This is a genomic window from Pirellulales bacterium (assembly GCA_036499395.1).
In the GTDB taxonomy this organism is placed as follows: Bacteria; Planctomycetota; Planctomycetia; order Pirellulales; family JACPPG01; genus JACPPG01.
This window is the reverse complement of record DASYDW010000068.1, coordinates 172,398-196,706: the sequence shown is the minus strand read 5'-3', so window position 1 is coordinate 196,706 and position 24,309 is coordinate 172,398. Positions and strand designations below refer to the sequence as shown.

The following is a 24,309-nucleotide window of genomic DNA, read 5'->3' as shown; positions in this document are numbered from 1 at the left end:
GCATGGTTGGTTCCAGAAAGACAATCCATCGATCGATCATCACACCGCTGGTGATTGGCGCGCTCGCCATCTCAACGGCGCTATCGATACCGGCGCGCGCCGCTCAAGATTTGCCCCAGCTCGAGCAGCAGGCAATATCCGCGGCCGCGGCACGCGTGGCCCCCTCGCTGGTCCGCATCGAAACCGTGGGCGGCCTGGAACGCATCGGTAACATGCTGGTCAACACCGGACCTACCACGGGCCTGATCGTTTCGCCCGATGGATTTATCATTTCAAGCGCGTTCAATTTCATCTCCCGTCCGAGTTCTATTCTGGTCAGCCTGCCCGATGGCAGCCGTACACCAGCGAAACTGGTGGCCACGGACCGGCAGCGGATGCTCGTGCTGCTGAAGGTCGAAGTCGAAGAAAAGCTCCCCGTGCCTGAGGCCGTGCCTGAAGGTGACATTCGCGTCGGCCAATGGTCGATCGCGCTGGGGCGCACGTTCGACGCGGCGCAGCCCAATATCTCGGTCGGCATCGTTAGTGGATTGAACCGCATCTGGGGAACCGCCATCCAGACCGATGCCAAGATCTCTCCGCATAATTACGGCGGACCGCTGATCGATATTCGCGGGCGCGTGCTGGGGATTCTCGTACCTCTGTCCCCCGACAGCCACGAGGAAGTTTCAGGCGCAGAATGGTACGACTCGGGCATCGGCTTCGCCGTACCGCTGTCACACATTTTTACCGTCCTGCCCCGATTGAGCGCCGGGCGGGATCTAAAGCCTGGCATCGTCGGTGTCAGCCTCAATGGAAAAGATGTTTATTCCAAGCCGCCGGTGATCGTCGGCTGTCGACCGAATTCGCCCGCCTATAAGGCCGGGCTGAAGTCCGGCGATACGATCATCGAAATCGACGGCAAGCCCGTCTCCCGGCAAGCGCAAATGCGCGAGCGAATCAATCGCCATTATGCAGGCGACACCATCAAAATCGTCGTCCTGCGCGGCGAGGAACGCATCGAGCGCGATATCGAGCTGGTCGACTCGCTGGCCCCTTACGCCCGTGCCTTTTTGGGCGTCCTGCCACTGCGTGACGCGCCGGCTACGGCCGGTGGCGTGCCATTGCGCTTCGTCTATCCCGATAGCCCCGCCGCGAAGGCGGGACTGCAAGCCGGAGATATTCTCGTCTCGATCGATGGGCATCTCACGCCAGCGCGTGAGGACCTCGCTCAACATGCCAGCACCTTGGAAGTTGGCGAGAGCGTTAAGCTCGTCGCCAGGCGCGGCGCCGAAACATTGACAATCGATCTGAAGCCGACGACCGAGCCGGCGGCCGTGCCCGCCACGCTGCCTCCCGCGCGAGAAGCGACCGTAGCTATCACGGCCGCGGGCGATCGTCCCCAGGTCGGACAGTTCGCCGTCAAGCTACCTGAATTCAAAAACGACTGCTCGGCCTACGTTCCCGAGGCCTATGACCGGCAGACTTCGTATGGCCTGGTCGTCTGGCTTCACCCGCCCGGCGGCACCAAGGACGAAGACCTGCTCGCCCGTTGGCGCGAACCGTGCGATGCGCAGAACTTGATTCTCTTGGCGCCGCGTTCTGCGGACCCGTCTCGCTGGATGCCGCCAGAGGTCGATTTCATAGCCAAGGCGATCGCCGAAATTCGCGCCCACTACAACGTCGATTCCCAGCGAGTCGTGGTCCTCGGCCAGCAAGCGGGCGGGTCGTTAGCCTATATGGTGGCGCTACTGCATCGCGACGTCGTGCGCGGCGTGGCGGCGGTCGACGCACCGCTGTTAGGTCGCGTGCCAGAAAACGATCCGGCGACCCGCTTGACTCTCTTCGCCACAACGGCAAAGAAGGCGAACTTCGCACAGCAGATCGCGGCGGGACTCGAGCAGCTTCAAAAGTTGAAGTACACGGTGACCGTGGTCGACCAGGGAGAAACGGCCCGCGATCTGAATGCCGCGGAGTTCGGCGAGCTTTTGCGCTGGATCGATTCGCTCGACAAGACCTGAGTCGCTCGCCGCCTGTCGCCCGCCTCAAAGCCCTGCACTTCGACACTCTCCCTGCTGATGCATCGCCCCACAGTCGGCATATTGGCGCTACTCTTACTGATCGTGGGGGGGATCGCGCTGCTCGTACCAGGGGACGAGGGCACACATCAAAACGTGGCGGCCTCGTGCCTGCGGATCGGCATGATCCTGGCCGTGCTGTGGCTGGCGTTACCGGAACTGGCTCGTCCGATGAGCCGCTGGATGCTCGTGGGGGTCGTGGCCACGGTGATCGTACTGGCCAAATACCCGCGGTTGATATTTTTCGTGGGCGTTTTTCTGGGAGCGATTGCCCTACTCCGGCCACGGCTGAAGGCATTCAACACCCGCCCGCGATAAGCCTCGCGTGCTACCCCCCGGCGGCGTCGAGGTACGGGTCTTGCCCTAGATGCTCGTGCATTTTGCGCCGTTCTTTTTCGTAGTACATCAGCACACGGCGATCGCGGAAATGCTTTCGTTCGATGAGCTGCTGCGCCTTCGGGAACAGCGAGGCGTATTTCGTCAGGCCCTCTGGTTGGCGCTCGCCGAGCTCTTTTAATTTCTTCGATCGTTTAGGCCCGAGACCGGCCAGCAGAATGTCATCGTCCAGGGCTAAGTATTGCCGCCAGGTGCCCGGGTCCCCTTGGCGTCCGCAGCGGCCGATCAACTGCCGATCGATACGGGCCGAGTCGTGCATCTCGGTGCAAATCACGTGCAGGCCGCCCAGGTCGACGATGCCTGGCCCCAGTTTGATATCGGTGCCGCGGCCGGCCATGTTGGTCGAGACAATCACTTTGCCAAACTCGCCGGCGTGCGAAATGATCTCGGCCTCTTCGGCAACCTTATTGGCGTTCAGCACCAAGTGCGCGATTCCCGCCTGCTTGAGCAACTCCGCCAGCAGCTCGGATTTGTCGATCGAGCGCGTGCCGATCAAGATCGGCCGCCCCGTGGCGTGCGTCTCGATGACTTCCTGCACGATGGCTGCCCATTTCATGTCCGCAGTGCCGTAGGTGGCCTCGGGCAATCGTTGACGAATCGCGGGCCGGTTCGTGGGAATCGGCACCACGCGCAGCTTGTAAATCCGGCGCAGCTCACCCGACGAACTGGCCGCGGTGCCGGTCATGCCAGCCATGCGCGGATAGCGCAGGAAGAAATCCTGCACCGTGATCCGCGCCGCCTGGCCCGTGGCGACCGTGACTTCGACCTTCTCCTTCGCCTCGACGGCCTGGTGAATGCCGGCCCGCCATTTGCGACCCTCGGCCAATCGTCCGGTAAACTCGTCGACGATGACGATCTCGCCGTCATGAACGACATAATGCCGGTCGCGAGTATAAACGCGGTCCACCTTGATCGCCCGTTCGATGAATTCGTACATCGTGAACAGGCCGACCGAGTCCAAAGACTTCGGCTTCGGTAGCGCGCGGACCAACTGCCGGCCGGCCGCGTTCAATTCGACCGACTGCTTGTCGTGATCGAACTCATAATGCTCGTCTTCGACGAATTGCGACGGGGCATCGGCGCTCCAGCGATGGCATTCCGCGGCGATCAACTCTTCTTCGGTCGGTAACGCGCTGATGATCAGTGGGGTGCGTGCCTCGTCGATCAAGATGCTGTCCGCCTCGTCGACCAGCACGAAATGTGCCGGCCGCTGGACGGGCTCGTCGCCTCCGGCTCCATGATGTCCCAACATGTTGCCGACGACGTCGGTCATGCCTTCGGCCATCCGACGCAGCAACAACCGATCGCGCAGAAAATCGAAGCCGAATTCCTTGCTGGTGCCGTAGGTGACGTCGCAGCCGTACGCCTCGCGGCGGGCCGGCGTCTGCATGGGCGTTTCGATAACCCCCACCGTGACACCCAACGCCTGATACAACGGCTTCATCCAGTCCGCATCACGGCGAGCCAGGTAATCGTTCACCGTGGCCAGGTGCGCGCCCTTGCCGGCCAGCGATTCGAGATACATCGGCAGCGTGGCCGTCAGCGTCTTTCCCTCGCCCGTTTGCATTTCGGCAATCGATCGATTGTGCATCGCTATGCCGCCCAATAGCTGCACATCGAAGTGCCGCATATTCAGCGACCGACGCCCGGCCTCGCGCACCAGGGCAAACGCCTCGGGCAGCAACTGCCCCAAGGGCTCGCGGCTACGTGCCCGGTATTTCAGCGACAGGCTGCGTTTGCGCAGCTCGCTGTCCGAAAGCTCGATCAGTTCCGGCTCGAAGGCGCCGATCACGGGGATCAGTTGCGACCACTTTGCCAGGCGCATCCGCGCCGGACCGCCCAGGGTCGCCAGGAATCGCGCCGATAAACTGGTGGGGAGTGCGGACAAAAGAGCGGTTCCGACCGGTCCGATGAAGAGTCGACGTGCCATTTCAGCGGGCACGCACCGACACCATCATCATACCTTATTCGACAACTTTGCAGAGTTTTACGAAGTCCGGCGTAATGCCACGGCCCGCGGCCTCGGACACCAGGCATGACCACCGACGAGCATCGCGGAATTAATCGGTCAACCGATCCACCGCGCTAACCTGGTACAGCGGAGCGTACGAGTTCGGTGCCGGAGTTGTGCCGGCGAAGCGTCCCTTTACCGAAACGAAATCGCCAGCCTTGAATCCCGCCAGAGCCGGGGTCGAGCTCAGCACGACGCTGCCGCCGTAACGGTCCGTGGGCCCGTTGATTGGCACATAACGGACCTTCCACTGCTTCGTGGCCGCTGAGTACTCGAGCTGTCCCTGGAGCCATGCGTAGCTACTATCAAAGCCGTATGTTGCGCCCCGGTCGGCCGGGCCGCTGCCGGACGCCGCCGCAGCAGGCACCCTGCTAAGCGTGACATTGTTGGCCGGAGTAAGTGACGCATAAGCGCCGGTCGTTGTGCGGGCTGGCGCGCCTTCCGGAACGGTATACGACACCGGCTCGATGGCGCGCGTGTCGCGCGGACCTTGCAACGGGGCAGCCATCGGCGTCTTCGTCAACTTGTCCGCCGGATCGAGCCCCTGCTCGCCAGGCGTGATGCCTTCGTCCTGGGGAGCATCCGTGGCGGCATTGCCCAGCACTCCGGCACGCGCCGTTTCGCCCAGCGGGCGTAATTCGCGCTGCATCGCCTCGCGGCTGTACATACTGGTCGTCGCGGGGACATTCGTCGAACTGGTCGGTGCCCAACCGCCCCCGGGTGGCGAATACTGTGGTCCGCCGGCTGGCGGCGGAGACATCGGCGCCGCAGGTGGCTGATAAGTCGGCGTGGGTTGTTGATAAGTTGGCGCGGGCTGCTGATACGTCGGAGTGGGCTGCGCTCCATAAGGAGCTGCGGGCACCGCGGCAGCAGGCGGTGCGGAACCCGGTGGCTGAGCCACGGGCGTAAGCTGCCCACCGTAACCGCCGGGCGGAGTATAAGCACCACCCGGTGCCCCTACGACAGGAGGCGTGCTCCCATAAGCGCCCGCCGGCAGCGGACCAACATCGCCGGTCGCCGGCGGCGGTACGCGCGTGCGAAGGAAGGGGTCCATGGCCGGCGGCGGCGATTGACAGCCCATCGCGACCAGCGCGAATGCTGAACACAATGCGCGCAACCCACGCATGGCGTGACTCCTTTCCAGCATCGGATATGCAATCGCGAACACGAAACGAACGTGCCAGCGCGCCGACCGCGACAAGCGGCGACGAGATCCAATGGTTCGGGAAGCAGGCGAAGAAATGAAAGCGCGGTCAGCGCCGCCGAGAAATGCGTCGCTGCGAAGCTAACCGGGCAGGTAGATTAGCGATTTACGGCTATCTGTCCAGGTCGATTTGCGGGGGCGTGCTAGCGGCCGCAAACTCCTTCACGATGACCGTCTGCGGAACTGGCCGGCCATCAGCCAACCGCGTCGGACGTTCCTCTTCCGGCAGCACAAAGGGATTCTTGATGATCGGTCCCTTCGCCACCGCTGGTCGCGGGGCCGCACCACCTACGGACTGCCGGCGAGGCGGAACATACCGCGTCGACGGAATCGGAATCCGCTCCGGCGTCGGCATAAACCCCGGGTAAGCGTAGGGGCTGAACCCGTACGGTCGCGGTGTGATGTGGCTGTAATAGACCGGCGGAAAGAGCGAAAAGTACGGCGGCGGGTCGAGCGTGTAAGCCCCGTTCACCATCCCGAATCCACCTCCAAAGCCGAAACCGCCACCGCCCCATTGGGCCTCGGCCGTCGCTGCGTGGCTGCAAACAAGAATTAAGACAACCAGGGCAGGTGCCAGGCGACGCAGCGTCATGACCGATTCCTTACAACCATTGCATTCGAGGCGACCGCAACGCAGCCGCGCCACAACCTCCACGCTAATTGGGGCATCTGCCCGGTACAAGTGTTAAGACCCCACGACCTGCCCGCCAAACGGCTTCCCCGCTGGCCCTGTAGCAGCTTATGGCCCCCTTCGAACGCATTTCCCGCGGCTGGTCCAGGCACCCCTCGACATGGGAAAATCGCCGGCCTACGTTGATGCCGCCCGGTCTGTTCCACGACAGAACTCGCGACCGGGGCACCTGCCAAGCCAGAATTAACCGATCAAGGGATATGGACCATGACATGGCTCGCTCGACGCCGCAGGCCGGGAATCCTTTTGGCCATGCTCTTGGCCATTAACATCGCCGGACCTGATCGTTCCGCCCGCTCTGATGAGGCACCACCCGCCATGCCTGAACTGCGCGTTCCCCGTACCGAAGATTTCGAAGTGACAGGCGACGGCCAAGCGCCCGCCTGGAAAAAGACCGAGTGGACCTCGCTCGCCCGGCGAGGCAAGGCCGGCGCCGACTATCAGTCGCGATTCAAAGTGCTGTACTCAGCAACCGGCCTGTACGTACTGATGGACGGAACGGACACGAAGCTGACCACGACGATGAAGGAAGATTTCCTCGACCTTTGGAACGAGGACTGCTTTGAATTCTTCCTCTGGCCCGACGAGCGGCAATCGATTTATTTCGAGTACGAAATCTCGCCACTGGGATACGAGTTGCCAATTCTAATTCCCAACGTCGAAGGGAAGTTCCTTGGCTGGCGCCCCTGGCATTACGAAGGGGATCGCAAGATACGCAAGCAGACGGTCGTCGTGGGCGGCGTCAAGGATTCGGGCGCCAAGGTCACCGGCTGGACGGCAGAAATCTTCGTCCCCTACAAACTGCTGGAACCGTTGGGCAACGTTCCGCCACGACCGGGCACCCGCTGGCGCGCCAACTTCTACCGCATGGACTATGACAACGACCGCGAGACCAGTTGGGACTGGGCGCGCGTCGGTCTCAGTTTTCATGAGTATGAGAAGTTCGGCACGCTGGTATTCGGCGAGTAGCCGCCACACCGACGACTCTTTCAGCGCGACTACTTCGAGATCGCGCTCTCGTCGAACGTCGCATGATTGATCACGCTACGCGCCTGCGACGTATAGACGAGATGAATCTTGCCATCCTTCCCTTGGATCACGTACGGATAGCCGAAAGAATCCTTGCCCGTCGCGATATTGCGGCGATGCGGCCAACTTTTGTCGTTGTCGGCCGAGATAGCGACCGTTAGCGGCGTGCGGTCGTCCATGCTGTCGTTGAAGACCAACAGCAAATGGCCATTCTGCAGCCGTAGAAAGTCCACGGCGGCGTTGGGATTGGGAAATTGCGAGTCTTGCCCTTCACTCCAGGTGCGCCCACCGTCGTGCGATTCGCTACGGACGACAAACCCGTCCTTAATCGGCGCGTAACTTCCGCCACGACGACAATAAGCGATCAGATCCTTGTCCGAAATCTGCGCCACGGCCGGTTGGATGTTCCCCATCCGCGAGTGAATGCGACTGCTTTCGCTCCATTTCTTCGTCTTTGGATCGAATCTCAGGAACAACGACACGCTATCCTCGCCGACCTTCTCCTGGTCGAAGCCAGTCTCGTGATAAATCGGCAACAGGTAATCACCGTCGGCCAGCACGATCGGTCGGCCGCGCACCATCATCCCCTCTTCCAGCGCGACCATGAACGAGTCACTCCACGTGTGCGCACCGTCGCGCGAGATTTTCCCCTTGATGCGCGACGTGCTCCAGGTGTCGCCGAATCGGCAGACATAGAACAGCCACACAAGCCCATCAGGAGCTTGCCAGACCACAGCGTTACCGTCGGAATGAAACGGCGTGTCGGCGATAACCTCGGGCGAGGACCATTTGGTTTCCCCCTTCTTGCGCCGCATGCCGTAGCAGGCCGTCTGCTCGGCGTACTCCCCATCACCGCCATAATAGGCAATGTAAAGATCGCCATTGGCCAGTTCCTCGATCGTAGCCGGATGCTTGTACTTGCCGGGAAACTCGGTGCCGATCACTCGTTCGATCGAAATATCGTTTTCGGCAGCAATCGCCGGCGTCGTAAGGGCAAGCAAAGTACCGGCCAGGGCGAACATCAAGCGGCGAGGAATCGTCATGAGGTAGGGCTCTCGCAGAGAATTCAGGGAAGGATTGCAGGCGTGCCGGCCAATCACGAACCAGTGGTCGCGACACGAGCGGCCCTGCAATTGTAATCGCGCGCCGGCCGGGTCGGCAGTGCCCTCAGGACGCCGGCCATCAAGGCGAGAAGTAGCTCGGCATTCGCCAGCCGGAACGAGTAACCTGTGCGATTCGCCGGTGAATCGCTATCTTAAGACGATTCCGGGTCACGCTTTCGCCACGCCATAGAACTCACTCCCGTACTAGCATGACCGACCTACTGCGGCAGGAAATCGCCACGGCGGCCGACATCGTGGTCGTCAAGGTCGGCACCCGCGTGCTAACGACCCCCGAGGGCACGCTCGACGAGGCGCGAATCGCGGCCCTTGCCGAGGAGATCCATCAACTGATGGCCGGTGGGCGCAAAGTGGCGGTCGTCAGCTCGGGTGCGGTCGGCGCCGGAATGGGCCGCCTTGGCATGAAAACTCGCCCCCGCGACCTGGCCCAACTGCAGGCCGTGGCCGCGATGGGGCAAAGCTATCTCGTCCAGGTCTACGACCGCTCACTTCGCGCCTTCGGACGACATGCCGCGCAGATTCTGCTGACGGCCAATGACCTCGACGATCGCACGCGTTACCTGAACGTTCGCAATACGATCTTCACGCTTTTCGAACTCGGCGCCGTGCCGATCATCAACGAAAACGACACTGTCAGCGTCGAGGAACTGCAGACCACCTTCGGCGACAACGATCGGCTGGCCGCCATGGTCACCAACCTGATCCGCGCGCCCTTGCTCGTGCTGCTCTCTGACGTTGACGGGCTTTACGATGGCGACCCGCGCGCCCCAGGGGCGAAACTCGTCTCAACCGTGACCCGGCTTGACGAATCCGTAATGGCCCTGGTGCGCGACATCAAGACGGGGCTCAGCAAAGGGGGCATGGCCAGCAAGCTGGCCGCCGCGCGCATGGCCACGGTGTCGGGCGAGAATGTCGTCATCGCCAATGGTCGCCAGCCCGGCAACCTGTTGAAAATCGTGGCCGGCGAGCCCGTGGGTACGTTGGTCGTTGCGCAAGGAAACGTCATTACCTCGCGCAAGCGATGGATCGGCTTCACGGCCCAACCGCGCGGGCACCTGGTGCTCGACGACGGCGCCCGCCGCGCGGTCGAACGTCAAGGGCGCAGCCTATTGGCGATCGGCATCGTCGAGGCGACGGGCAATTTCAAAAAAGGGGACGTTGTCTCGTTGCGCGACCGGACCGGTAGCGAGTTCGCGCGGGGTCTGATTAATTACCCCGCAGAAGAGGTATCGCGCATCAAGGGCTTGAAAACCGACGCCATTGCTTCGGCGTTAGGGCATTGCCCTTACGAAGAGGTGATCCACCGGGACAACATGGCTGTGACCACGCTGGCCACGCCGGAATAAGTGCTGCTTCTCATCGCTTTCCCGTCGCCCCGTGGCGCGGATTGCGGTATCCGAATCGCCGGATTTTGGGCATACTGAATGGTTCAGTTCCGCGACTTTGGGAAACTTGCCCACCTCCGGATTACCTTCACTCAATTCTGCTCGCTGTCGATGGCAACTACCCTCCCCTTCACTGCTGCACCGGCCGCCCGCCGCGTACCGGGCGCGCAAACCCCCTGCTACATCTTCGACTCGAACCGCGAACTAGCACGGCATGTCGCGCATACAATCGCCGGCGTGATTCGCGAACGAAATTCATTCGGTCAAATGGCAGTCCTCGGGTTGCCGACCGGTTCGACACCGCTGGGGATTTACCGCGAGCTGATCCGCCTGCACCAGGAAGAGGGACTCGATTTCTCGGGCGTGGTCACCTTCAACTTGGACGAATATTTCGGCATTCAACCGGACCAGTTGCAGAGCTATCACCGCTGGATGCACGATCATTTTCTAAGGCACGTCAACATCGCCCCGGAAAACGTCCACATTCCTGATGGAACTGTCGCGCTGGATGACGTGGACGACTTCTGCCGCCGCTACGAAGCCGCGATCGAGCGCGCCGGCGGCATCGACGTTCAACTATTGGGCATCGGCCGCAACGGACACATCGGCTTCAACGAGCCATTCAGCCTGCGCAACAGCCGCACCCGGCTGGCCACGCTCGACCCGATCACGCGCAAAGACGCCGCCAGCGATTTCTTCAGCGAAGAGAACGTTCCCACCCAGGCCCTGACGATGGGTTTGGGCACCATTCTCGAGGCTCGCAAGATTGTGCTCGTGGCGCTCGGCGAGCACAAAGCCACGATCATTCGCGAAGCGGTCGAAGGGCCGCTGACGGATCGCGTGCCGGCTAGCCTGCTGCGAGATCATGCCGACGCCACGATCCTTGTCGACGATGCCGCGGCCGGCCAACTCACCGGGGTTGCCACTCCTTGGCTGCTCGGTCCGGTGGAATGGACCGACATGATGATCAAGCGGGCCGTGCTGTGGCTGTCGCAACAGACTGGCAAGGCGCTTTTGAAGCTCGATGATCAGGATTATCGCGACTACAACCTGCACCGCTTGCTGCGACATCACGGACCTGCGCCGAGCCTTTCGCACCGCGTTTTCCGCTGGATGATGGATACGATCGAATACCATCCAGCGGGCCGCGAAACGAAGCGAGTGATTTGCTTCAGCCCGCATCCAGACGACGACGTGATCAGCATGGGGGGCACGCTGATCCGCCTGGTCGAGGACCATCATGAGGTCCATGTCGCTTACATGACCAGCGGCAACATCGCCGTCTTCGATCACGACGCGCAGCGGATTGCCGACCTGGTCGTTGAGTTCAATCGTCGCTTCGGCATCGACGTCGATCGTTCGCAAGAGGTTGAATCCCAGGTTAATCAGGCTCTGGCCGCCAAGGCCCCTGGCGAGCCCGATATCGACGCCGTGCTGCGTATCAAGGCGCTGATTCGCTGGAGCGAAGCCAAGGCAGGCGCACTCGTGTGCGGCTGCCGCGAGGAACATCTACACTTCCTCGACCTTCCCTTCTACCGCACCGGCACGATCGCTAAGAATCCGGTCGGAGACGAAGACGTGCGGCTGATTCGCGAATTGCTCGATCGGGTGAAGCCAGACCAGGTCTACATCGCGGGCGACCTATCCGATCCGCACGGCACCCATCGCGTTTGTGCCGAGGCGATCATTCGCACGCTGAAACAGATCGAAGCGGATACCGGCAGCCGGCCCGAAGCCCTGCTCTATCGCGGCGCATGGCAAGAGTGGCCGCCGCACGAGATCGACCTGGCGGTCCCCTTGAGCCCGCGCGACTTGAAGCAGAAAAAGGCCGCCATCTTTCGCCATGAGTCGCAAAAGGACTCGGCGCTTTTCCCAGGCCCGGACGCGCGCGAGTTTTGGCAGCGGGCCGAGGACCGTAATCGGCACACGGCCGACGTCTACAACCAACTCGGCCTGCCCGAGTTCTACGCCCTGGAAGGCTTCGTCCGCTGGACCGGCGAGCCGATCTAGCCAGGCCTCGCCGACGGCGCCAGCATCGCAATGGGCACTGGCCTCGGGCCTCCGGTCGTAAACGACGGGCATTCCGCGCTCTTTGTCCTCGCCGAATCCCATTCAAGTCTGCTGGTTCGGCGGGCCGATGTGTACAGATGCTATTGACTGTGTACACACGTATATTATATTTCCAGAGTATCGCGATCGACTTTCTACCTCATACGGCGAGACCCAGCGGCCATGGCAGATCTGGAACGGCTGACAAAACGTCAACGCGAGGTCTACCAGTTCATTCGCGAGAAAATCCGGCATCGCGGCTACGGGCCGACGGTGCGCGAGATCGGCACCCATTTCGAAATCAGCTCCCCCAACGGCGTCATGTGCCATCTCAAGGCACTGGAAAAGAAGGGGCTGATCCATCGCGAGCCCAACATGTCGCGGGCGATCATGCTGGCCACGGAAACGCCCGAAGGAGGTGGCGGGCTCCCCTTGGCAGGCCGTATCGCGGCCGGTCATTTGCAAGAGGCCGTTTCCCAGGACGAGCGCATCGATTTCAGCCAGATGTTCGGCGCCGATGACCAGTACGTGCTCGAGGTTCGCGGCGATTCGATGATCGAGGACCAGATCGCCGACGGCGATTACGTCGTCATCCGCAAGCAAGACACCGCACAGCGGGGCCAAATCGTGGTCGCCTTGACCGACGAAAACGAAGCCACGCTCAAGCGCTGGTTCCCCGAGGCCAACCGCATCCGCTTGGAGCCGGCGAATTCCTCGATGGAACCGATCTACGTGAAAAACGCCCGCGTCCTGGGTGTCGTCGTGGGCGTCGTGCGGAAAGTCGGCTAGCCGTGAGAATTGGCTAGCAAAGCCAGATGGCCGACAAAGACAGTTAGCCGGCGAAAACGACAGATTACCAATCGGGCGCGGCGTCTTTTCGATTGACGCTTGCCGGCCTTAGCTGACAAGGTCGGCCGCGTGCGACTCTTCTCCGGCGAGTGCCCCTTCGCCCGAGCGTGACTCTTCACGAGCCCGCAATTGTCGCTGCCAGAAGTCGTACTGCGGATCCCCGGCGCGGAACGAGAATACCGCGTCCGGCAGGTCGCCGCCGTAGGTGCCCGTCGAAGGTACGCGCACCAACACCACCCCGTCTTCACGACGTTCCACAAGCCATTTCTGGGCGAAGATCATCGAACAAAACTCCGGCGGGACACCAGCCACAATTGTGGCTGGTGGCGCATTGGCAGGCAGGACCCCTACGGCGCGGGCTGATCACTCTGCGAGCAGTAAAGCCTACGTTATCTTTACCGAATCGGCCGTCCATTTCCAGCCCGGTATATCCACGATTCCGGCCAGTTCCGATAGGCCAAATTGATCGTAATCCGACCCGTGTTGGTCGAACTTTGACCACGACATCGATCACTGGTGTCACGATCACCGGCATCACGATCAATGACGCGTTGCTCGGCGCTTCGGACCTGGGTTCGTTGCTTCGAGGGCCAACAACCGCTTTTTCATCGCCAGGCCGAGTCGATTCGAGTAGCCCCCCAGGCGTCCACCGGCGGCCAGCACTCGATGGCACGGCACGATCAACGGCAGACAATTGTTCGCCATCACGTTGCCCACGGCGCGGGCTGCTCTTGGATAGCCGGCGGCATCCGCCAGTTCCGAATAACCGAGCGTGCGACCGTAGGGAATTCGCCGACAGGCCTTCAAAACATCCTGCTGAAAGGGAGTCCAACTCTCCTCAAGCACCTTCACATCGCGAAAATCATCGCCGCCACCGTCGGCATAGGCTTGCAAGCGCGCGGCGAGTCGGCGACTCCAAGCCGTACCGCGCGCGGTTCCGACCTCGGCCTCATCAATGGCTCGAACGGCCTCGTCCGGCGAGGCAAAGCCGAACACCAATTGCTCAACCGTCTCGCCGCGCGTAACGACAGCAATCCACCCTAAAGAACTGGGAAAGACATTCACTGTCGCGGGGGGCGCGTCAACGACGGTTCGTGCTCGCTGGGTCGTGGGTTTTCGTTTGACACGGCCATTTCGACGCCCCACACGGCTCATACGACACCTCCTTTGACAGTCCAAACCGAGGCATTTTATACTGCCACTGGCGGGCAAAACCATTGCCTGCCACCTCGTAGTCGCTGCTGGATGTCAACTTCGAAGGGCGTTTCCTGCATGAATCGATACAGCTCGCTGTGCGACGACTTCTACGTCAACATGAATCTCAGCACGGAGATGGAACTCCCGAACAATCGCGAGACGATTCTGCATTACTTCGAGCGCATCCAGAAGAAGTATCCGACGATGCGCAATTTCTACTGCCGGGATAAGGGAGATTTTGTCCTCGAGGAGGATAAGGACGGAGGCCGTTACCGCTGGTGTACCGTCGAAGCCCGCCGGCTTTGTTCGGGCCAGGTGAACCCCACGACGGTCGAGGAAGTGCTGGCCCAGCACGAGTTGGTGCTGGAATTGGCTCCTTACATGTTGTCGGTCAGCCCGCTTGATTGCGAAGCGCTCGACCTGCTTTTCGGCTTCGACTTTACCTATCGGGGCAATCAAAATCTGCTGGTCGCCGAGGCGCTGGGGCTCAACTCAGCCTTCGAGCGATTTGGCGAGATCCCAGGCGCGACGCCGATCAATTTCGAGCCCTCCTTCACGCTGGCCCTGGACGAGGAATGCCGCGTGCAGTGCCGCATCAGTATCGAGACGCGGACGAATGCCTACCAGGTGCGTACCGGTGAGTATCCCGAAGACCAATTGACCGTTTACCTGACCGCGCGGCAATACGGCAGCCTCAACCCTGGCGTGACCTACGTGACGGCACTCGCGGAATTGGTAAAAATCTGCCGCGACATGGTAGACAATTACGTCATCGACAATGTGCTGCGCCCGCTGGCGCGTACAATTGCCTTGAAGTAGATCGCACAGCAACGCCATCGCGTAGCGCCGCCCTCCTCGAACGCCTTCCCGGGACACCATGCCTGTCAGCTTCAGCGAATTCTCCGGCGGCGTTGGAATCGAATCGGCCTTCAGCGTCCTAGCCGTGGCACGCCGTCTTAAGGCGGCCGGCAAGCGCGTCATCGAACTGGAAATCGGCGATAGCCCCTTCCCTGCCACGCGCTCGGCCAAACGTGTCGCCATCGAAGCGATCCAGGCCGATCAATCGCATTACGCCCCATCGATCGGGCTAAACGAGCTGCGTGCCGCGGCCGCCGGCTACATGCGCCAGGAGCACGGCGTCGATGTCGCCGCCGAGAACGTAATCATCGGCTCGGGCGCCAAAATCTTCGAGCAACTCTTTTGCGAAGCATTCTTGGATCCAGGCGATGGTGTTCTGGTCTTTAGTCCCTACTTTCCGACGTATCTGCCGAACATCGCACGGCGTGGTGCGCGGGTCTGGTTTTCCGACTTACTTTCGTCGAATCGCTTCCGTCCACGGATGGACGAGATCGAGCGCTTCTTGCAGAACGATCCACACCCGAAGGCGATCTTCCTTAACAGCCCCCACAATCCCACCGGCGGCGTAGCCACGGCTGAAGACCTGCGCGGCCTGGCCGACCTGATTCGTGGCCGCAATGTGGCGCTATTCAGTGACGAGCCCTACGACCAGATGGTGTGGCGTGGTCGCCATCGGACGCCGCTGGTTGAGCCCGGCATGCTGGAACAATGCGTGGCCGCCTACACGTTCAGTAAGTCGTACAGCATGAGCGGCTACCGGCTGGGCTTTGCCGTCAGCAGCACGACGATCATCGAGCGATTGGCAACCCTGCTTAACACGACCCTCTCCTGCGTTCCGCCGCTGGTGCAATTGGCGGGCGCGGCGGCCCTGGAAAACGATAACGGGGAGCGCGATCAGAATATGCAGCGTTTCGCCGAACAAGTGCGGACGCTCGCCGATGGACTGGCCGCGATACCCGAGGTCCGTTGCGAAACTCCGGACGGCACCTTTTACGTTTTTCCGGACGTCAGCGCGATCTGCAATCGGCTGGGACTGACGTCGCATGGCCTGGCCATGTTCCTGCTCGAAGGAGCCGACGAGCACGTCGGCGTGGCCTGTCTTGGCGGCGAATGCTTCGGTAGCGCCGGCGCCGGCTTCCTGCGTTTTAGCTGCGCCGAAACACCCGAGGTCATGCTGCAGGCCGTCGCATTCTTTCGTGACGCGATCACGCGCACCGACGCCGCACGCAAATACGCCGCGAACAATCCGCAGTTCGTGTTGCGGAAACCATACGTCATCTGAAACGTTTTGGTGCGATCGTTCTTGCGATAACCATCCTGCGCAACGCTCGTGCGCGCGACGTGATACCCAGCGCACACGGCATTGCTCAAGAGTAGATCACACATCGACGATGAACGCGCCGACGCGCTCTCGACTCGCGAACTCGCGCGATTGTTGCGCGAGCGATCTTGCATGATGAAGCGCGATCATCACGAGCGCGCGCAAAAAAAGTCTTGCACACATTCCCCTAACTCCGTAGGATTAGCGAGAGCAAGCTGTTCATTCGATCATTAAGACATCACTTGCCGATCGCGAAGGGCCTTGCAGATCAACAAAAGAAAATGCTGAAGTAGCTCGACACGCAGAACGCCTAAGTAGCTGCGTGCGAGAGAAGAGATATCCATTCGACGATTAGCCGCGTCCCTGCCAAGGGTCCGGTTTATTGTGTTTTCCTTTGTTTCGCGGCGAGTTGTAGTTTCGGTGCCACCCCAGCCCGGCGGCCGGATAAAGAACTCGCCAACTCACTCCTTAAGGAGGACTTCTGGTGGCCAAAAAGAAGGCAGCCAAGAAGAAGACCGCTAAGAAAGCGGCCAAGAAAAAGGCCAAGAAGAAGTAGCGCGAGTCGGTCGTACGACCGACATGCGTGAAGATTCGCGGCATGAAACAACGAGAAAGAGGCGCCCGGCACCTGCCGGGCGTTTCTATTTTAATTCTTCTCGTTCTCGCCTCGATGGTCTCACGCTTAGCCCGAGACCGTCGCGCCGATCCTTCGCAGCATCCGCCCGGCCTGGCTCCGCACCACGATGCTCGGGTCGGCACCATCAACGAGCCGCGAGTGTTTCAATATCTGGCCGCCGGCAAAATCCAGCGTTGGTTCGGTCACATGGCCGACAACCAAAGCGCTCGGCCCCAGAAAATCATCGGGTGTCAAAAGAGCAATCGCCTGCCCGCGCGGCGACGTGTATCGCTCGTACTGATGAATTAACTGCTCGTTCTCTTCGGCGCGGCGTCCTAACACCACTTTCGTAGTACCGTCGAAGCGCACGTGACGCCCGATCTTCAATAGCTCGAATTGCCAGCGGTCTGCGGCCGGATCGCTTCCCAAAAGGTCGTGAACTTTCGCCGCAAAACCGGGCTCAGTCAGGGCGCAGCCATTCGATGGCTGAGGAATCCGTTTCAGACCCAGTTCGCGTGCCAGTGCGATCAACGGCCCACGTCCACGGCCGGAAAAGCCGTACAGCTTTTCACGATCGACAAGTTTTTCGCGTTCCGGCGTCGTCACTGGCAGCAGCTTTGCCGACAGCGGTCGCAACAATCGATCGTCGAGCCTCGCGCGGTGGGCAACCAGCGCCAGATCGCGTTTCTTCTGACTCATCATCCGCTGACCAACGACTTCGCCGCTGATCACCATCGCGGCCCCCGTCTCGCGCATCCACTGGCCGGCGAGCCGAAACATGTAAATCCGGCAATCGATGCACGGGTTCGCGCCCCGGCCATAACCATGGCGAGGCTTGCGTACAATTTCCAGATAGTCGTCCTGCTCGGCAACCACGGACAGCCGGACGCCCAATTCCGCGGCCGCTTCCGCGGCCTGGTCCTGGCAACAGGTAAACGTCGTGCGAAAGTTGAGGGCCTCGACTTCCACCCCTTGTTCCTGCAGGAGGCGAATCGCCAACATGCTGTCGAGTCCGCCGGAAAGCAGAGCCACGGCGCGCACCGTCATCAAGAACTCCTCGAGAAATCGCGACGATCAATCAGACGGAAAGGGAATCTCGTCCCCTTTGATCTCGCTCAGGGCATTCCGTGCTGCGCGTTGCTCGGCCTCTTTTTTGTTGCGTCCCCAGGCCGGCTGATATCGATCGCGGCCAATCTGGGCCGAAATCTTGAAGCACTTGCTGTGATCCGGCCCCTTCTCGTCGAGTAACTGGTAAGTCGGCGTGCTGCCGAATTCGCGCTGGGCGAATTGCTGCAGTTGCGACTTGTAATTGCAACCGTTCTCGCCCGAGGCGGCCATCTCGATCTCGGGGCCCAAGTGCGTCTCGATAAACGTCCGCGCCGCGGGGTCACCGCCATCCAGATAGATCGCCGCGATCAGCGATTCGAAAACGTCCGAGAGCAACGACGAAGGAACCGTCGGGTGCGAGGTCATCCCCTTGCCCAAGATTAGAAACTCATCGAGCCGCAACCCTTCGCTGATCTTAGCGCACGTCTGCCGGCTAACGACCACCGACTTGATCTTGGTCAATTCCCCTTCGAGAAGCTCAGGATAGTTGTGGTACAGGATCTCGCACGTGATGAAGCCCAGAATGGCGTCGCCGAGAAACTCTAATCGCTCGTTCGAGGCCAGCCGATGTTGTGCTCCCGAGGCGTGCGTCACCGACGAAAGCAGCAGCGAGAGGTTGTTAAAACGATAATTAATTCGTTCTTGGCAACGCTCTAGCTTGGCTTCGATCTGCGTTCGGTCCGTTTCAACGATGTCGCTCATGCGGCTGAGAAAACAGCGGTGACTGAAGACGAATTTGCGCCCCGAAAACAAACATAACCCTAGCCGCCATAGCGAGTTTTGTCAATCGAGCTTGTGCCGTTCCGCGTGAATCTGGTATCAACGTCACGGTGTCGCGGATGGCTCTTAATCCCACACTTTGCAAGACGTTTACCGGTCCGGCAACTGTCCAAGTGACGAACCCGCATGCGGCGGTCTTCGTAGCCCAAATATGCCGGTCTTTTAATTGTCGGGCTTATTTGTGAATTGCCGACGCCGGTCGAAGGGAAGAAACGATCAGCATTCGTAAGGAGGAGAGAATATGAGTTCCGCCAATCAGCGCCCCGGCGCTCGGTTATGGGTGGCCGCCCTGGTGGCTGTCAGCGTCGCGACCAGTGCCGCCTTTTGGCACGGGCAGAGTGTCGCCGAAGATAAGACGACGCCCCCCGTCGCGCAAACGCCCGAACACAAAAAAGATTACGGGTTTGCCAAAGCCCTGTCCCATGCCTTCCGCACTGCCGCGGACGCAACAATACCCAGCGTCGTCACCGTCATGTCCGAGACCAATACACGCCAGGTGCGTGGCAACGGCAATGATCGGGGTAACGACCGGGGAGACAATCCCCTCAAGGGGACGCCCTACGAGGAACTCTTCAAGGGTCGTGGCCTGCCGTTCAACATGCCCGCCCCCGAACGCCGCTCAGGCGTTGGCGCCGGTGTGATCATCGACAAGTCGGGGATCATCCTCACGAATAATCACGTCGTCGAAGGCGCCACCGAAGTCACGGTCCGGCTCTCGGATGGTCGTGAGTTCGAAGGCTATGACATCAAGACCGACAAGTCCTCGGACCTGGCCGTGGTTCACATCAAAGGTGCAGGCGATTTGCCGGCCGCCACGCTCGGTGACTCGGACGAGATCGGCATCGGCGACTGGGTGCTCGCCGTGGGCAACCCCTTCAATCAAGAGATGACCGTCAGTGCCGGCATCATTAGCGGTAAGGGACGCACTCTTCCTTCGGGTCAGCGTGCTCAATACCTGCAGACTGATGCGGCCATCAATCCGGGCAACTCGGGTGGTCCGCTCGTCGATCTTGATGGCAAGGTCGTCGGCATCAACACGGCGATCGCCTCGAGCAGTGGCGGGTTCCAGGGTGTTGGATTTGCGATCCCCATCAATCAAGCCAAGTGGGTCGCCGATCAACTGGTTCACGGGGGAGCCGTGAAGCGCGCCTACCTGGGCGTGCGCGTAGGTGAAATCGCCGGCGACCTGGCAGAGCAGTTCGGCGTACATCGCCACGGTGGTGTGTTCGTCAACGAAGTCATGTCCGAATCACCCGCCGCCAAGGCTGGTTTGCAAGAAGGTGACGTAATCACCGAGTTTGCCGGCAAGCATGTCGGTACGCCGGGCCAGTTGCAGCAGCTAGTCGAGCGCACTCCCCCGGCAACTAAGGAAGACGTGCAGATCCTGCGCGACGGCAAACCGATGACGTTGAAGATCGGCGTCGAAGCCATGCCGGATGAACAGCACGTCGAGGTTCGCAACGTCGGCGGTAAGGATCGAGGTACGAACTCGCGATCCTTCGTCAGCGACGAACTTGGATTGGAAGTTTCCGACATGAGCGCCGCCGAGGCAGAGCAGTTAGGCTTCAAGGGCGTCGAGGGCGTGGTCATTACTAACGTCACTCCCGATGGCCTGGCGGCCGAACGTGGCCTTCGCGAGGGTATGGTCGTCAAGAAGGTTGGCAAGCAAAGCGTGACGACCATGGACGAATTCAAGAAGGCAATTGCCAGCGAGTCGACCGAGCGCGGTGTGCTGCTCCTGGTGCGGACCCCCGACGGCAATAGCTTCGTGGTCCTGAAGAAGTAGTTCGCCGCTGCAGCTTGCCACACGGGAACCAACGGGCTCCCGCTGGCCGATAGGTCGTGAAACACGGGTTTCCACGGCAAATCAGCACGGTTGATCGAATCGTTACAGACGGGCCGGTGCTCATCCGAGCACCGGCCTTTTTTTATTGACTCCCCTCGGGTTACCCCTAAGAATGCACTAGCCGCAGGGCATGGCCTGCGTGGTTGAAGCGCTACGATGACTTAGTGCCGCATCTGCATTAACTGAGCGCGCAGGTTCTCTCAGTGCAATCTCTCTAAACGATCACGTGAGCAGTCTCGCATGTCACAGTTGCCAAGACTCGCTATCGGATCGGCACACGAGGGCGTTGACCATCAGCCGCTTTGCTGGGCCCTCTTGGCGTTGCTTTCTGCCCGCGGACAACAGTTGCAACATTTCTTCTCTGTCGCGTCGTTTCCACGGCTCGACGGAGCCCGGGCCGCGACCGGTGCCTCGTCAAGACATCTCGATAGTTGGTTAATGACGCCCGAAGCCTGTCGCGAGGCCTTCGTGCATGGCGCGTCACGAGCGACACTCGCCATCGTCGAAGGTCGTTATGCGCAGTCCTACGAGCAACCGTGGCGCGGCGGATTGCTTGACGATCTGTGCGATTGGCTCGATCTGCCGCGCATCGCGGTAATCGACGCTTCGCAGATCGGTGATTGCCGCTTGCCGGAACGGCCGCGCCAGGCAGACGCATTACTGCTGGACAAATTGCAAAGCCCACAGCAATTTGCCTCTCTGCAAACGACACTCGAATCCTTATGGGGGATTCCGGTCCTGGGCGGCCTCGACACGCTGAAATCGATCCGACGAACGTTGGCCTCCCTGCCCCGCGGCGTCGCCCCCTCGAAAGACCTCTGCCAGGATCTTGCCGTGTCGCTCAACCGCTACTTGCGACTCGATCGACTCAAGCAACTGTCGGCCCGACACTCGTTTCCTCAGGTGCGGCCGTTCGTCTTTCGCGCCGATGATTCGTGTCACGCCTCGCGCATGAATATCGCTGTCGCCTATGACGATGCTTTCCGCTGTTATTTTCCGGACGCGCTCGAGCTACTGGAACTACAGGGAGCCACGGTCGTCGACTTCTCCCCGCTGCGTGACGAAGCATTGCCTCCCGACACCGATCTGGTCTATCTCGGGTGCGGGCATCCCGAACGTTTTGCGTCCGCGCTTGCCGAGAACCACTGCATGCGATTCTCTCTACGCGAGCATCTTTGCGCCGGACGACGAATCTATGCCGAGGGAGGCGGTCTAGCCTATCTTTGCGAACATCTCGTTACCCCCGCCGGCGAGCATGTACCGATGGTTGGCGTTTTTCCTGCCACGGCCACGGCCAATCCTCATCCACGACCGCCAGTGCCCACGACGATCACGCTTTCGCAACGCTGCTGGCTGGGACGGCCCGGCACCAAAGTGCGTGGCTACTTAAGTTCGAACTGGAATATCGAGCCCAGCGGCAAGCTCGAAGGGCTGGCCAGCGAGCCCAAGCATCAATTCGATTTGCTGGGACGCTACTCGGCCGTTGCCAGCCGCATGCACGTCAACTTCGTGCCGCAGCCCGAGATTCTGCAAAGCTTCCTGCGTCCGGCCCCCTTGCCACTGACGTCCTGCTGAACGGACGCGACGGCGAACGATTTTTTCTCGTTCATCCGACCAGGATTCCGGCGATCAGGCCTACTGCCAAGACGGTTTCGACGAGCCCCATAGCCTGCATCGCGCGCGGGTCGACCTGCGCGAGAAACTCCTTGAATTGCACGGGAAAGACGCTGAGCGTGAACCCCTCCATCAGGAATAGTGTCAGGGCCATCAGGGTCATCCATCTCGCGACGTCCATGTAAGGCAGCCTTTACTGTGTTAGTTCGAATCGCGGCTTGCTGATACTTCGTTCCCGGCCGGCGCGACCCGAGAGCGGCAGATAAGGGACGCACCGAAACCAGGGCGGTCCCGGAACCGCGGCAGGGCTCGATGGAAATGAAGCTCTTTCCCGGCGTGATCTCACAACTATAATCTCCGCTTCCCGATCGACCAATTCTCGCACCCCACTGGTACCAAGCAGGCAGCATGGCACAACTAGGCGTTAACATCGATCACGTGGCGACGGTCCGGCAAGCGCGCCGGACGTACGAGCCTGACCCCGTTTGGGCGGCGGCCGCGGCCGAACTGGGCGGCGCCGACGGCATCACGATTCACTTGCGTGAGGATCGTCGCCATATTCAAGATCGCGATTTGCGCATCCTCCGCGAGACCGTCACCGTCAAATTGAATCTCGAGTTGGCATGCGACAATGATGTCCTCGATCTCGCTTGCCAGATCAAACCTCAGCAGGCTACGCTCGTGCCCGAGCGACGCGAAGAAGTGACGACCGAAGGAGGTCTCGACGTACGCGCGGCCGAAGCCAAGGTCGCCACGGCGATTTCCCGGCTGCACGACGCGGGCATCGTCGTCAGCCTGTTTCTCGATCCCGACCGCGCAGCTATCGAAACCGCGAAGAAACTCGGCGCCGACGCCGTCGAATTGCACACCGGTCAGTACGCCCTGGTCGGCGAGTCCGAGCAAGCCGCACAGACTGCAAAACTCACCGAGGCGGGCCGGCTGATCGTCGAACAGGGCCTGACCCTGCATGCCGGCCACGGCTTGACCTATCGCAATGTGCTACCGATCGCCCGCATCCCGCAGATGTGCGAGTTGAACATCGGGCACAGCATTGTCGCCCGGGCCCTGCTTGTGGGCCTGCAAGCAGCCGTACGCGAAATGAAAGAACTCATCACCGACCGTTGACGCGGAACTGCTTTGGCGGCACGTTACCGGTCGCCGGGCCCCTTTGCACGAAAAATCCTCCTGCTTTATGATGCGCGGACGTTTCCGCCTCGCCCCAACCCTCTATGACGCCGCGACAAAGCCGCGGTAGCCTGCCATGACGACCAAAGGTGAAGCGTTCGCCGGACTGTCCGTCGCGATTACTACGCCATTCAAGGACGGCGAAGTCGACTTTCCGGCGCTACGCAAGCAAATCGACTTTCAGGTCGAGGCCGGAACGAAGTGCATTTGCCCTGTCGGCACCACGGGAGAATCTCCCACGCTGTCGCACGACGAGCATGATCGCGTGATCACCGAGGTCGTGCAAATGGCCGCCGGCCGCATCAAAGTCATGCCGGGTACCGGGTCGAACAGCACGCGCGAGGCTCTGCGGCTGGCCAAACACGCGGCTCGTTCCGGCGCAGATGCGTCGCTCGTCGTCGCGCCCTATTACAACAAGCCTACGCAGGAAGGCTTTTACCAGCACTTCAAGGCGCTGGCCGAAGCCACGGACCTGCCGATCTGCGTCTATAACATCCCCGGCCGCACGGGCAAGAACATCGAGCCCGAGACGATCGCCCGGATGGCCGAGTTGAAGAATATCACGATGGTGAAAGAGGCCACCGGCTCGATGGACCAGGCGTCGCAGGTCCTGGCGCTAACGAATCTCACGGTGCTCAGCGGCGACGACAGCCTGACGCTTCCCCTCTTGGCGATCGGCGGACGGGGTGTGATTTCGGTCGTGGGCAACATCGTGCCAGGGGACATGCTGGCACTGCTCCGCAGTTTCGAAGCCGGCAACTTGGCCGAGGCACAGCGCTGGCACAAGAAGCTGTTCCCCTTATGTCGCGACATGCTGGGATTGGCGACGAACCCGATTCCGATCAAAGCCGCGATGCGGTTGTTGGGACGAGACAATGGCGAGTTGCGCTTGCCGATGACGCCCCTTAGCGTTGCCGAAGAGGCGAAACTGCGCTCGACGCTGGCCGGATACGGTCTGCTGTAACCCCGTCCACTCGCGGCGAACTCGCCCGTCAC

Annotated in this window: 21 protein-coding genes; 12 read left to right on the top strand and 9 right to left on the bottom strand. The window is 61.0% G+C overall.

What is annotated here, in order from left to right; genetic code table 11:
• The first annotated feature begins 2 nt into the window (after nucleotides 1–2).
• Together VGN12_13470 and VGN12_13465 are read left to right on the top strand one after the other, a co-directional pair.
• Nucleotides 3–1,997 carry a PDZ domain-containing protein gene (locus tag VGN12_13470; GenBank protein ID HEY4310456.1) on the top strand — a complete coding sequence of 665 codons (1,995 nt, stop codon included), beginning with the start codon at nucleotides 3–5 and terminating at the stop codon, nucleotides 1,995–1,997.
• Nucleotides 1,998–2,054: 57 nt separating this feature from the next.
• Entirely contained in the window at nucleotides 2,055–2,372 is a 318-nt protein-coding gene (locus tag VGN12_13465; GenBank protein ID HEY4310455.1) for a hypothetical protein, read from the top strand.
• 10 nt (nucleotides 2,373–2,382) lie between these two features.
• On the opposite strand, the gene VGN12_13460 is transcribed toward VGN12_13465, so the two are convergent.
• From VGN12_13460 to VGN12_13450, 3 genes are all read right to left on the bottom strand, one after another.
• Complete coding sequence (locus tag VGN12_13460) at nucleotides 2,383–4,380, bottom strand: preprotein translocase subunit SecA (GenBank protein HEY4310454.1); 1,998 nt, start codon at nucleotides 4,378–4,380, stop codon at nucleotides 2,383–2,385.
• 130 nt (nucleotides 4,381–4,510) lie between these two features.
• On the bottom strand, nucleotides 4,511–5,587 hold the full coding sequence (locus VGN12_13455; GenBank protein HEY4310453.1) for a hypothetical protein: 1,077 nt from the start codon (nucleotides 5,585–5,587) through the stop codon (nucleotides 4,511–4,513).
• Between the two features lie 190 nt (nucleotides 5,588–5,777).
• Nucleotides 5,778–6,257 carry a hypothetical protein gene (locus VGN12_13450; GenBank protein HEY4310452.1) on the bottom strand — a complete coding sequence of 160 codons (480 nt, stop codon included), beginning with the start codon at nucleotides 6,255–6,257 and terminating at the stop codon, nucleotides 5,778–5,780.
• Between the two features lie 306 nt (nucleotides 6,258–6,563).
• On the opposite strand from VGN12_13450, the gene VGN12_13445 reads away from it, so the two are divergent.
• Nucleotides 6,564–7,325, top strand: coding sequence for a carbohydrate-binding family 9-like protein (locus VGN12_13445; protein ID HEY4310451.1), 762 nt, complete (start codon nucleotides 6,564–6,566; stop codon nucleotides 7,323–7,325).
• Between the two features lie 29 nt (nucleotides 7,326–7,354).
• On the opposite strand, the gene VGN12_13440 is transcribed toward VGN12_13445, so the two are convergent.
• Complete coding sequence (locus tag VGN12_13440) at nucleotides 7,355–8,428, bottom strand: sialidase family protein (GenBank protein HEY4310450.1); 1,074 nt, start codon at nucleotides 8,426–8,428, stop codon at nucleotides 7,355–7,357.
• A 269-nt stretch (nucleotides 8,429–8,697) separates the two neighbouring features.
• Between VGN12_13440 and proB the strand changes: the two genes are divergently transcribed.
• The 3 genes from proB (at nucleotide 8,698) to lexA (ending at nucleotide 12,729) form a co-directional block, all read left to right on the top strand.
• Nucleotides 8,698–9,852 carry a glutamate 5-kinase gene (gene proB, locus VGN12_13435; protein HEY4310449.1) on the top strand — a complete coding sequence of 385 codons (1,155 nt, stop codon included), beginning with the start codon at nucleotides 8,698–8,700 and terminating at the stop codon, nucleotides 9,850–9,852.
• Nucleotides 9,853–10,002: 150 nt separating this feature from the next.
• Nucleotides 10,003–11,901, top strand: coding sequence for a glucosamine-6-phosphate deaminase (gene nagB / locus VGN12_13430; protein ID HEY4310448.1), 1,899 nt, complete (start codon nucleotides 10,003–10,005; stop codon nucleotides 11,899–11,901).
• Nucleotides 11,902–12,123: 222 nt separating this feature from the next.
• Complete coding sequence (gene lexA, locus VGN12_13425; GenBank protein HEY4310447.1) at nucleotides 12,124–12,729, top strand: transcriptional repressor LexA; 606 nt, start codon at nucleotides 12,124–12,126, stop codon at nucleotides 12,727–12,729.
• Between the two features lie 108 nt (nucleotides 12,730–12,837).
• Here lexA and VGN12_13420 read toward each other — a convergent pair whose 3' ends face one another.
• Together VGN12_13420 and VGN12_13415 are read right to left on the bottom strand one after the other, a co-directional pair.
• Complete coding sequence (locus VGN12_13420) at nucleotides 12,838–13,071, bottom strand: hypothetical protein (protein ID HEY4310446.1); 234 nt, start codon at nucleotides 13,069–13,071, stop codon at nucleotides 12,838–12,840.
• Between the two features lie 258 nt (nucleotides 13,072–13,329).
• On the bottom strand, nucleotides 13,330–13,944 hold the full coding sequence (locus tag VGN12_13415) for a methylated-DNA--[protein]-cysteine S-methyltransferase (GenBank protein ID HEY4310445.1): 615 nt from the start codon (nucleotides 13,942–13,944) through the stop codon (nucleotides 13,330–13,332).
• A 117-nt stretch (nucleotides 13,945–14,061) separates the two neighbouring features.
• Between VGN12_13415 and VGN12_13410 the strand changes: the two genes are divergently transcribed.
• Complete coding sequence (locus VGN12_13410; protein HEY4310444.1) at nucleotides 14,062–14,805, top strand: hypothetical protein; 744 nt, start codon at nucleotides 14,062–14,064, stop codon at nucleotides 14,803–14,805.
• Between the two features lie 58 nt (nucleotides 14,806–14,863).
• Nucleotides 14,864–16,126, top strand: a complete 1,263-nt coding sequence (locus tag VGN12_13405; protein ID HEY4310443.1) for an aminotransferase class I/II-fold pyridoxal phosphate-dependent enzyme — start codon at nucleotides 14,864–14,866, stop codon at nucleotides 16,124–16,126.
• Nucleotides 16,127–16,847: 721 nt separating this feature from the next.
• Here VGN12_13405 and VGN12_13400 read toward each other — a convergent pair.
• Both VGN12_13400 and rnc read right to left on the bottom strand, forming a co-directional pair.
• The gene (locus tag VGN12_13400; protein HEY4310442.1) at nucleotides 16,848–17,828 is read right to left on the bottom strand and encodes an asparagine synthase-related protein; all 981 of its coding nucleotides are present in this window, start codon (nucleotides 17,826–17,828) and stop codon (nucleotides 16,848–16,850) included.
• A gap of 27 nt (nucleotides 17,829–17,855) precedes the next feature.
• Nucleotides 17,856–18,590, bottom strand: coding sequence for a ribonuclease III (gene rnc / locus VGN12_13395; protein HEY4310441.1), 735 nt, complete (start codon nucleotides 18,588–18,590; stop codon nucleotides 17,856–17,858).
• 319 nt (nucleotides 18,591–18,909) lie between these two features.
• Between rnc and VGN12_13390 the strand changes: the two genes are divergently transcribed.
• Nucleotides 18,910–20,454, top strand: a complete 1,545-nt coding sequence (locus VGN12_13390; protein ID HEY4310440.1) for a Do family serine endopeptidase — start codon at nucleotides 18,910–18,912, stop codon at nucleotides 20,452–20,454.
• Between the two features lie 300 nt (nucleotides 20,455–20,754).
• Complete coding sequence (locus VGN12_13385; GenBank protein HEY4310439.1) at nucleotides 20,755–22,089, top strand: hypothetical protein; 1,335 nt, start codon at nucleotides 20,755–20,757, stop codon at nucleotides 22,087–22,089.
• Nucleotides 22,090–22,120: 31 nt separating this feature from the next.
• Here VGN12_13385 and VGN12_13380 read toward each other — a convergent pair whose 3' ends face one another.
• Nucleotides 22,121–22,309: a hypothetical protein gene (locus VGN12_13380; protein HEY4310438.1), complete on the bottom strand. Its 189-nt coding sequence runs from the start codon at nucleotides 22,307–22,309 to the stop codon at nucleotides 22,121–22,123.
• Nucleotides 22,310–22,536: 227 nt separating this feature from the next.
• Between VGN12_13380 and VGN12_13375 the strand changes: the two genes are divergently transcribed.
• Entirely contained in the window at nucleotides 22,537–23,253 is a 717-nt protein-coding gene (locus tag VGN12_13375) for a pyridoxine 5'-phosphate synthase (protein HEY4310437.1), read from the top strand.
• A 136-nt stretch (nucleotides 23,254–23,389) separates the two neighbouring features.
• Nucleotides 23,390–24,277: a 4-hydroxy-tetrahydrodipicolinate synthase gene (dapA, locus tag VGN12_13370; GenBank protein ID HEY4310436.1), complete on the top strand. Its 888-nt coding sequence runs from the start codon at nucleotides 23,390–23,392 to the stop codon at nucleotides 24,275–24,277.
• Nucleotides 24,278–24,309: the final 32 nt, after the last annotated feature.

Coding starts and splice junctions, on each gene's coding strand:
- VGN12_13455 (HEY4310453.1), bottom strand. CDS start 5,587: ATGCGTGGGTTGCGCGCATTGTGTTCAGCATTCGCGCTGGTCGCGATG.
- VGN12_13440 (HEY4310450.1), bottom strand. CDS start 8,428: ATGACGATTCCTCGCCGCTTGATGTTCGCCCTGGCCGGTACTTTGCTT.
- VGN12_13415 (HEY4310445.1), bottom strand. CDS start 13,944: ATGAGCCGTGTGGGGCGTCGAAATGGCCGTGTCAAACGAAAACCCACG.
- VGN12_13380 (HEY4310438.1), bottom strand. CDS start 22,309: ATGGACGTCGCGAGATGGATGACCCTGATGGCCCTGACACTATTCCTG.
- VGN12_13390 (HEY4310440.1), top strand. CDS start 18,910: ATGAGTTCCGCCAATCAGCGCCCCGGCGCTCGGTTATGGGTGGCCGCC.
- VGN12_13465 (HEY4310455.1), top strand. CDS start 2,055: ATGCATCGCCCCACAGTCGGCATATTGGCGCTACTCTTACTGATCGTG.
- lexA (HEY4310447.1), top strand. CDS start 12,124: ATGGCAGATCTGGAACGGCTGACAAAACGTCAACGCGAGGTCTACCAG.
- VGN12_13450 (HEY4310452.1), bottom strand. CDS start 6,257: ATGACGCTGCGTCGCCTGGCACCTGCCCTGGTTGTCTTAATTCTTGTT.
- VGN12_13410 (HEY4310444.1), top strand. CDS start 14,062: ATGAATCGATACAGCTCGCTGTGCGACGACTTCTACGTCAACATGAAT.
- VGN12_13385 (HEY4310439.1), top strand. CDS start 20,755: ATGTCACAGTTGCCAAGACTCGCTATCGGATCGGCACACGAGGGCGTT.
- proB (HEY4310449.1), top strand. CDS start 8,698: ATGACCGACCTACTGCGGCAGGAAATCGCCACGGCGGCCGACATCGTG.
- nagB (HEY4310448.1), top strand. CDS start 10,003: ATGGCAACTACCCTCCCCTTCACTGCTGCACCGGCCGCCCGCCGCGTA.
- VGN12_13400 (HEY4310442.1), bottom strand. CDS start 17,828: ATGACGGTGCGCGCCGTGGCTCTGCTTTCCGGCGGACTCGACAGCATG.
- VGN12_13375 (HEY4310437.1), top strand. CDS start 22,537: ATGGCACAACTAGGCGTTAACATCGATCACGTGGCGACGGTCCGGCAA.
- VGN12_13420 (HEY4310446.1), bottom strand. CDS start 13,071: ATGATCTTCGCCCAGAAATGGCTTGTGGAACGTCGTGAAGACGGGGTG.
- VGN12_13405 (HEY4310443.1), top strand. CDS start 14,864: ATGCCTGTCAGCTTCAGCGAATTCTCCGGCGGCGTTGGAATCGAATCG.
- VGN12_13445 (HEY4310451.1), top strand. CDS start 6,564: ATGACATGGCTCGCTCGACGCCGCAGGCCGGGAATCCTTTTGGCCATG.
- VGN12_13460 (HEY4310454.1), bottom strand. CDS start 4,380: ATGGCACGTCGACTCTTCATCGGACCGGTCGGAACCGCTCTTTTGTCC.
- rnc (HEY4310441.1), bottom strand. CDS start 18,590: ATGAGCGACATCGTTGAAACGGACCGAACGCAGATCGAAGCCAAGCTA.
- dapA (HEY4310436.1), top strand. CDS start 23,390: ATGACGACCAAAGGTGAAGCGTTCGCCGGACTGTCCGTCGCGATTACT.
- VGN12_13470 (HEY4310456.1), top strand. CDS start 3: ATGGTTGGTTCCAGAAAGACAATCCATCGATCGATCATCACACCGCTG.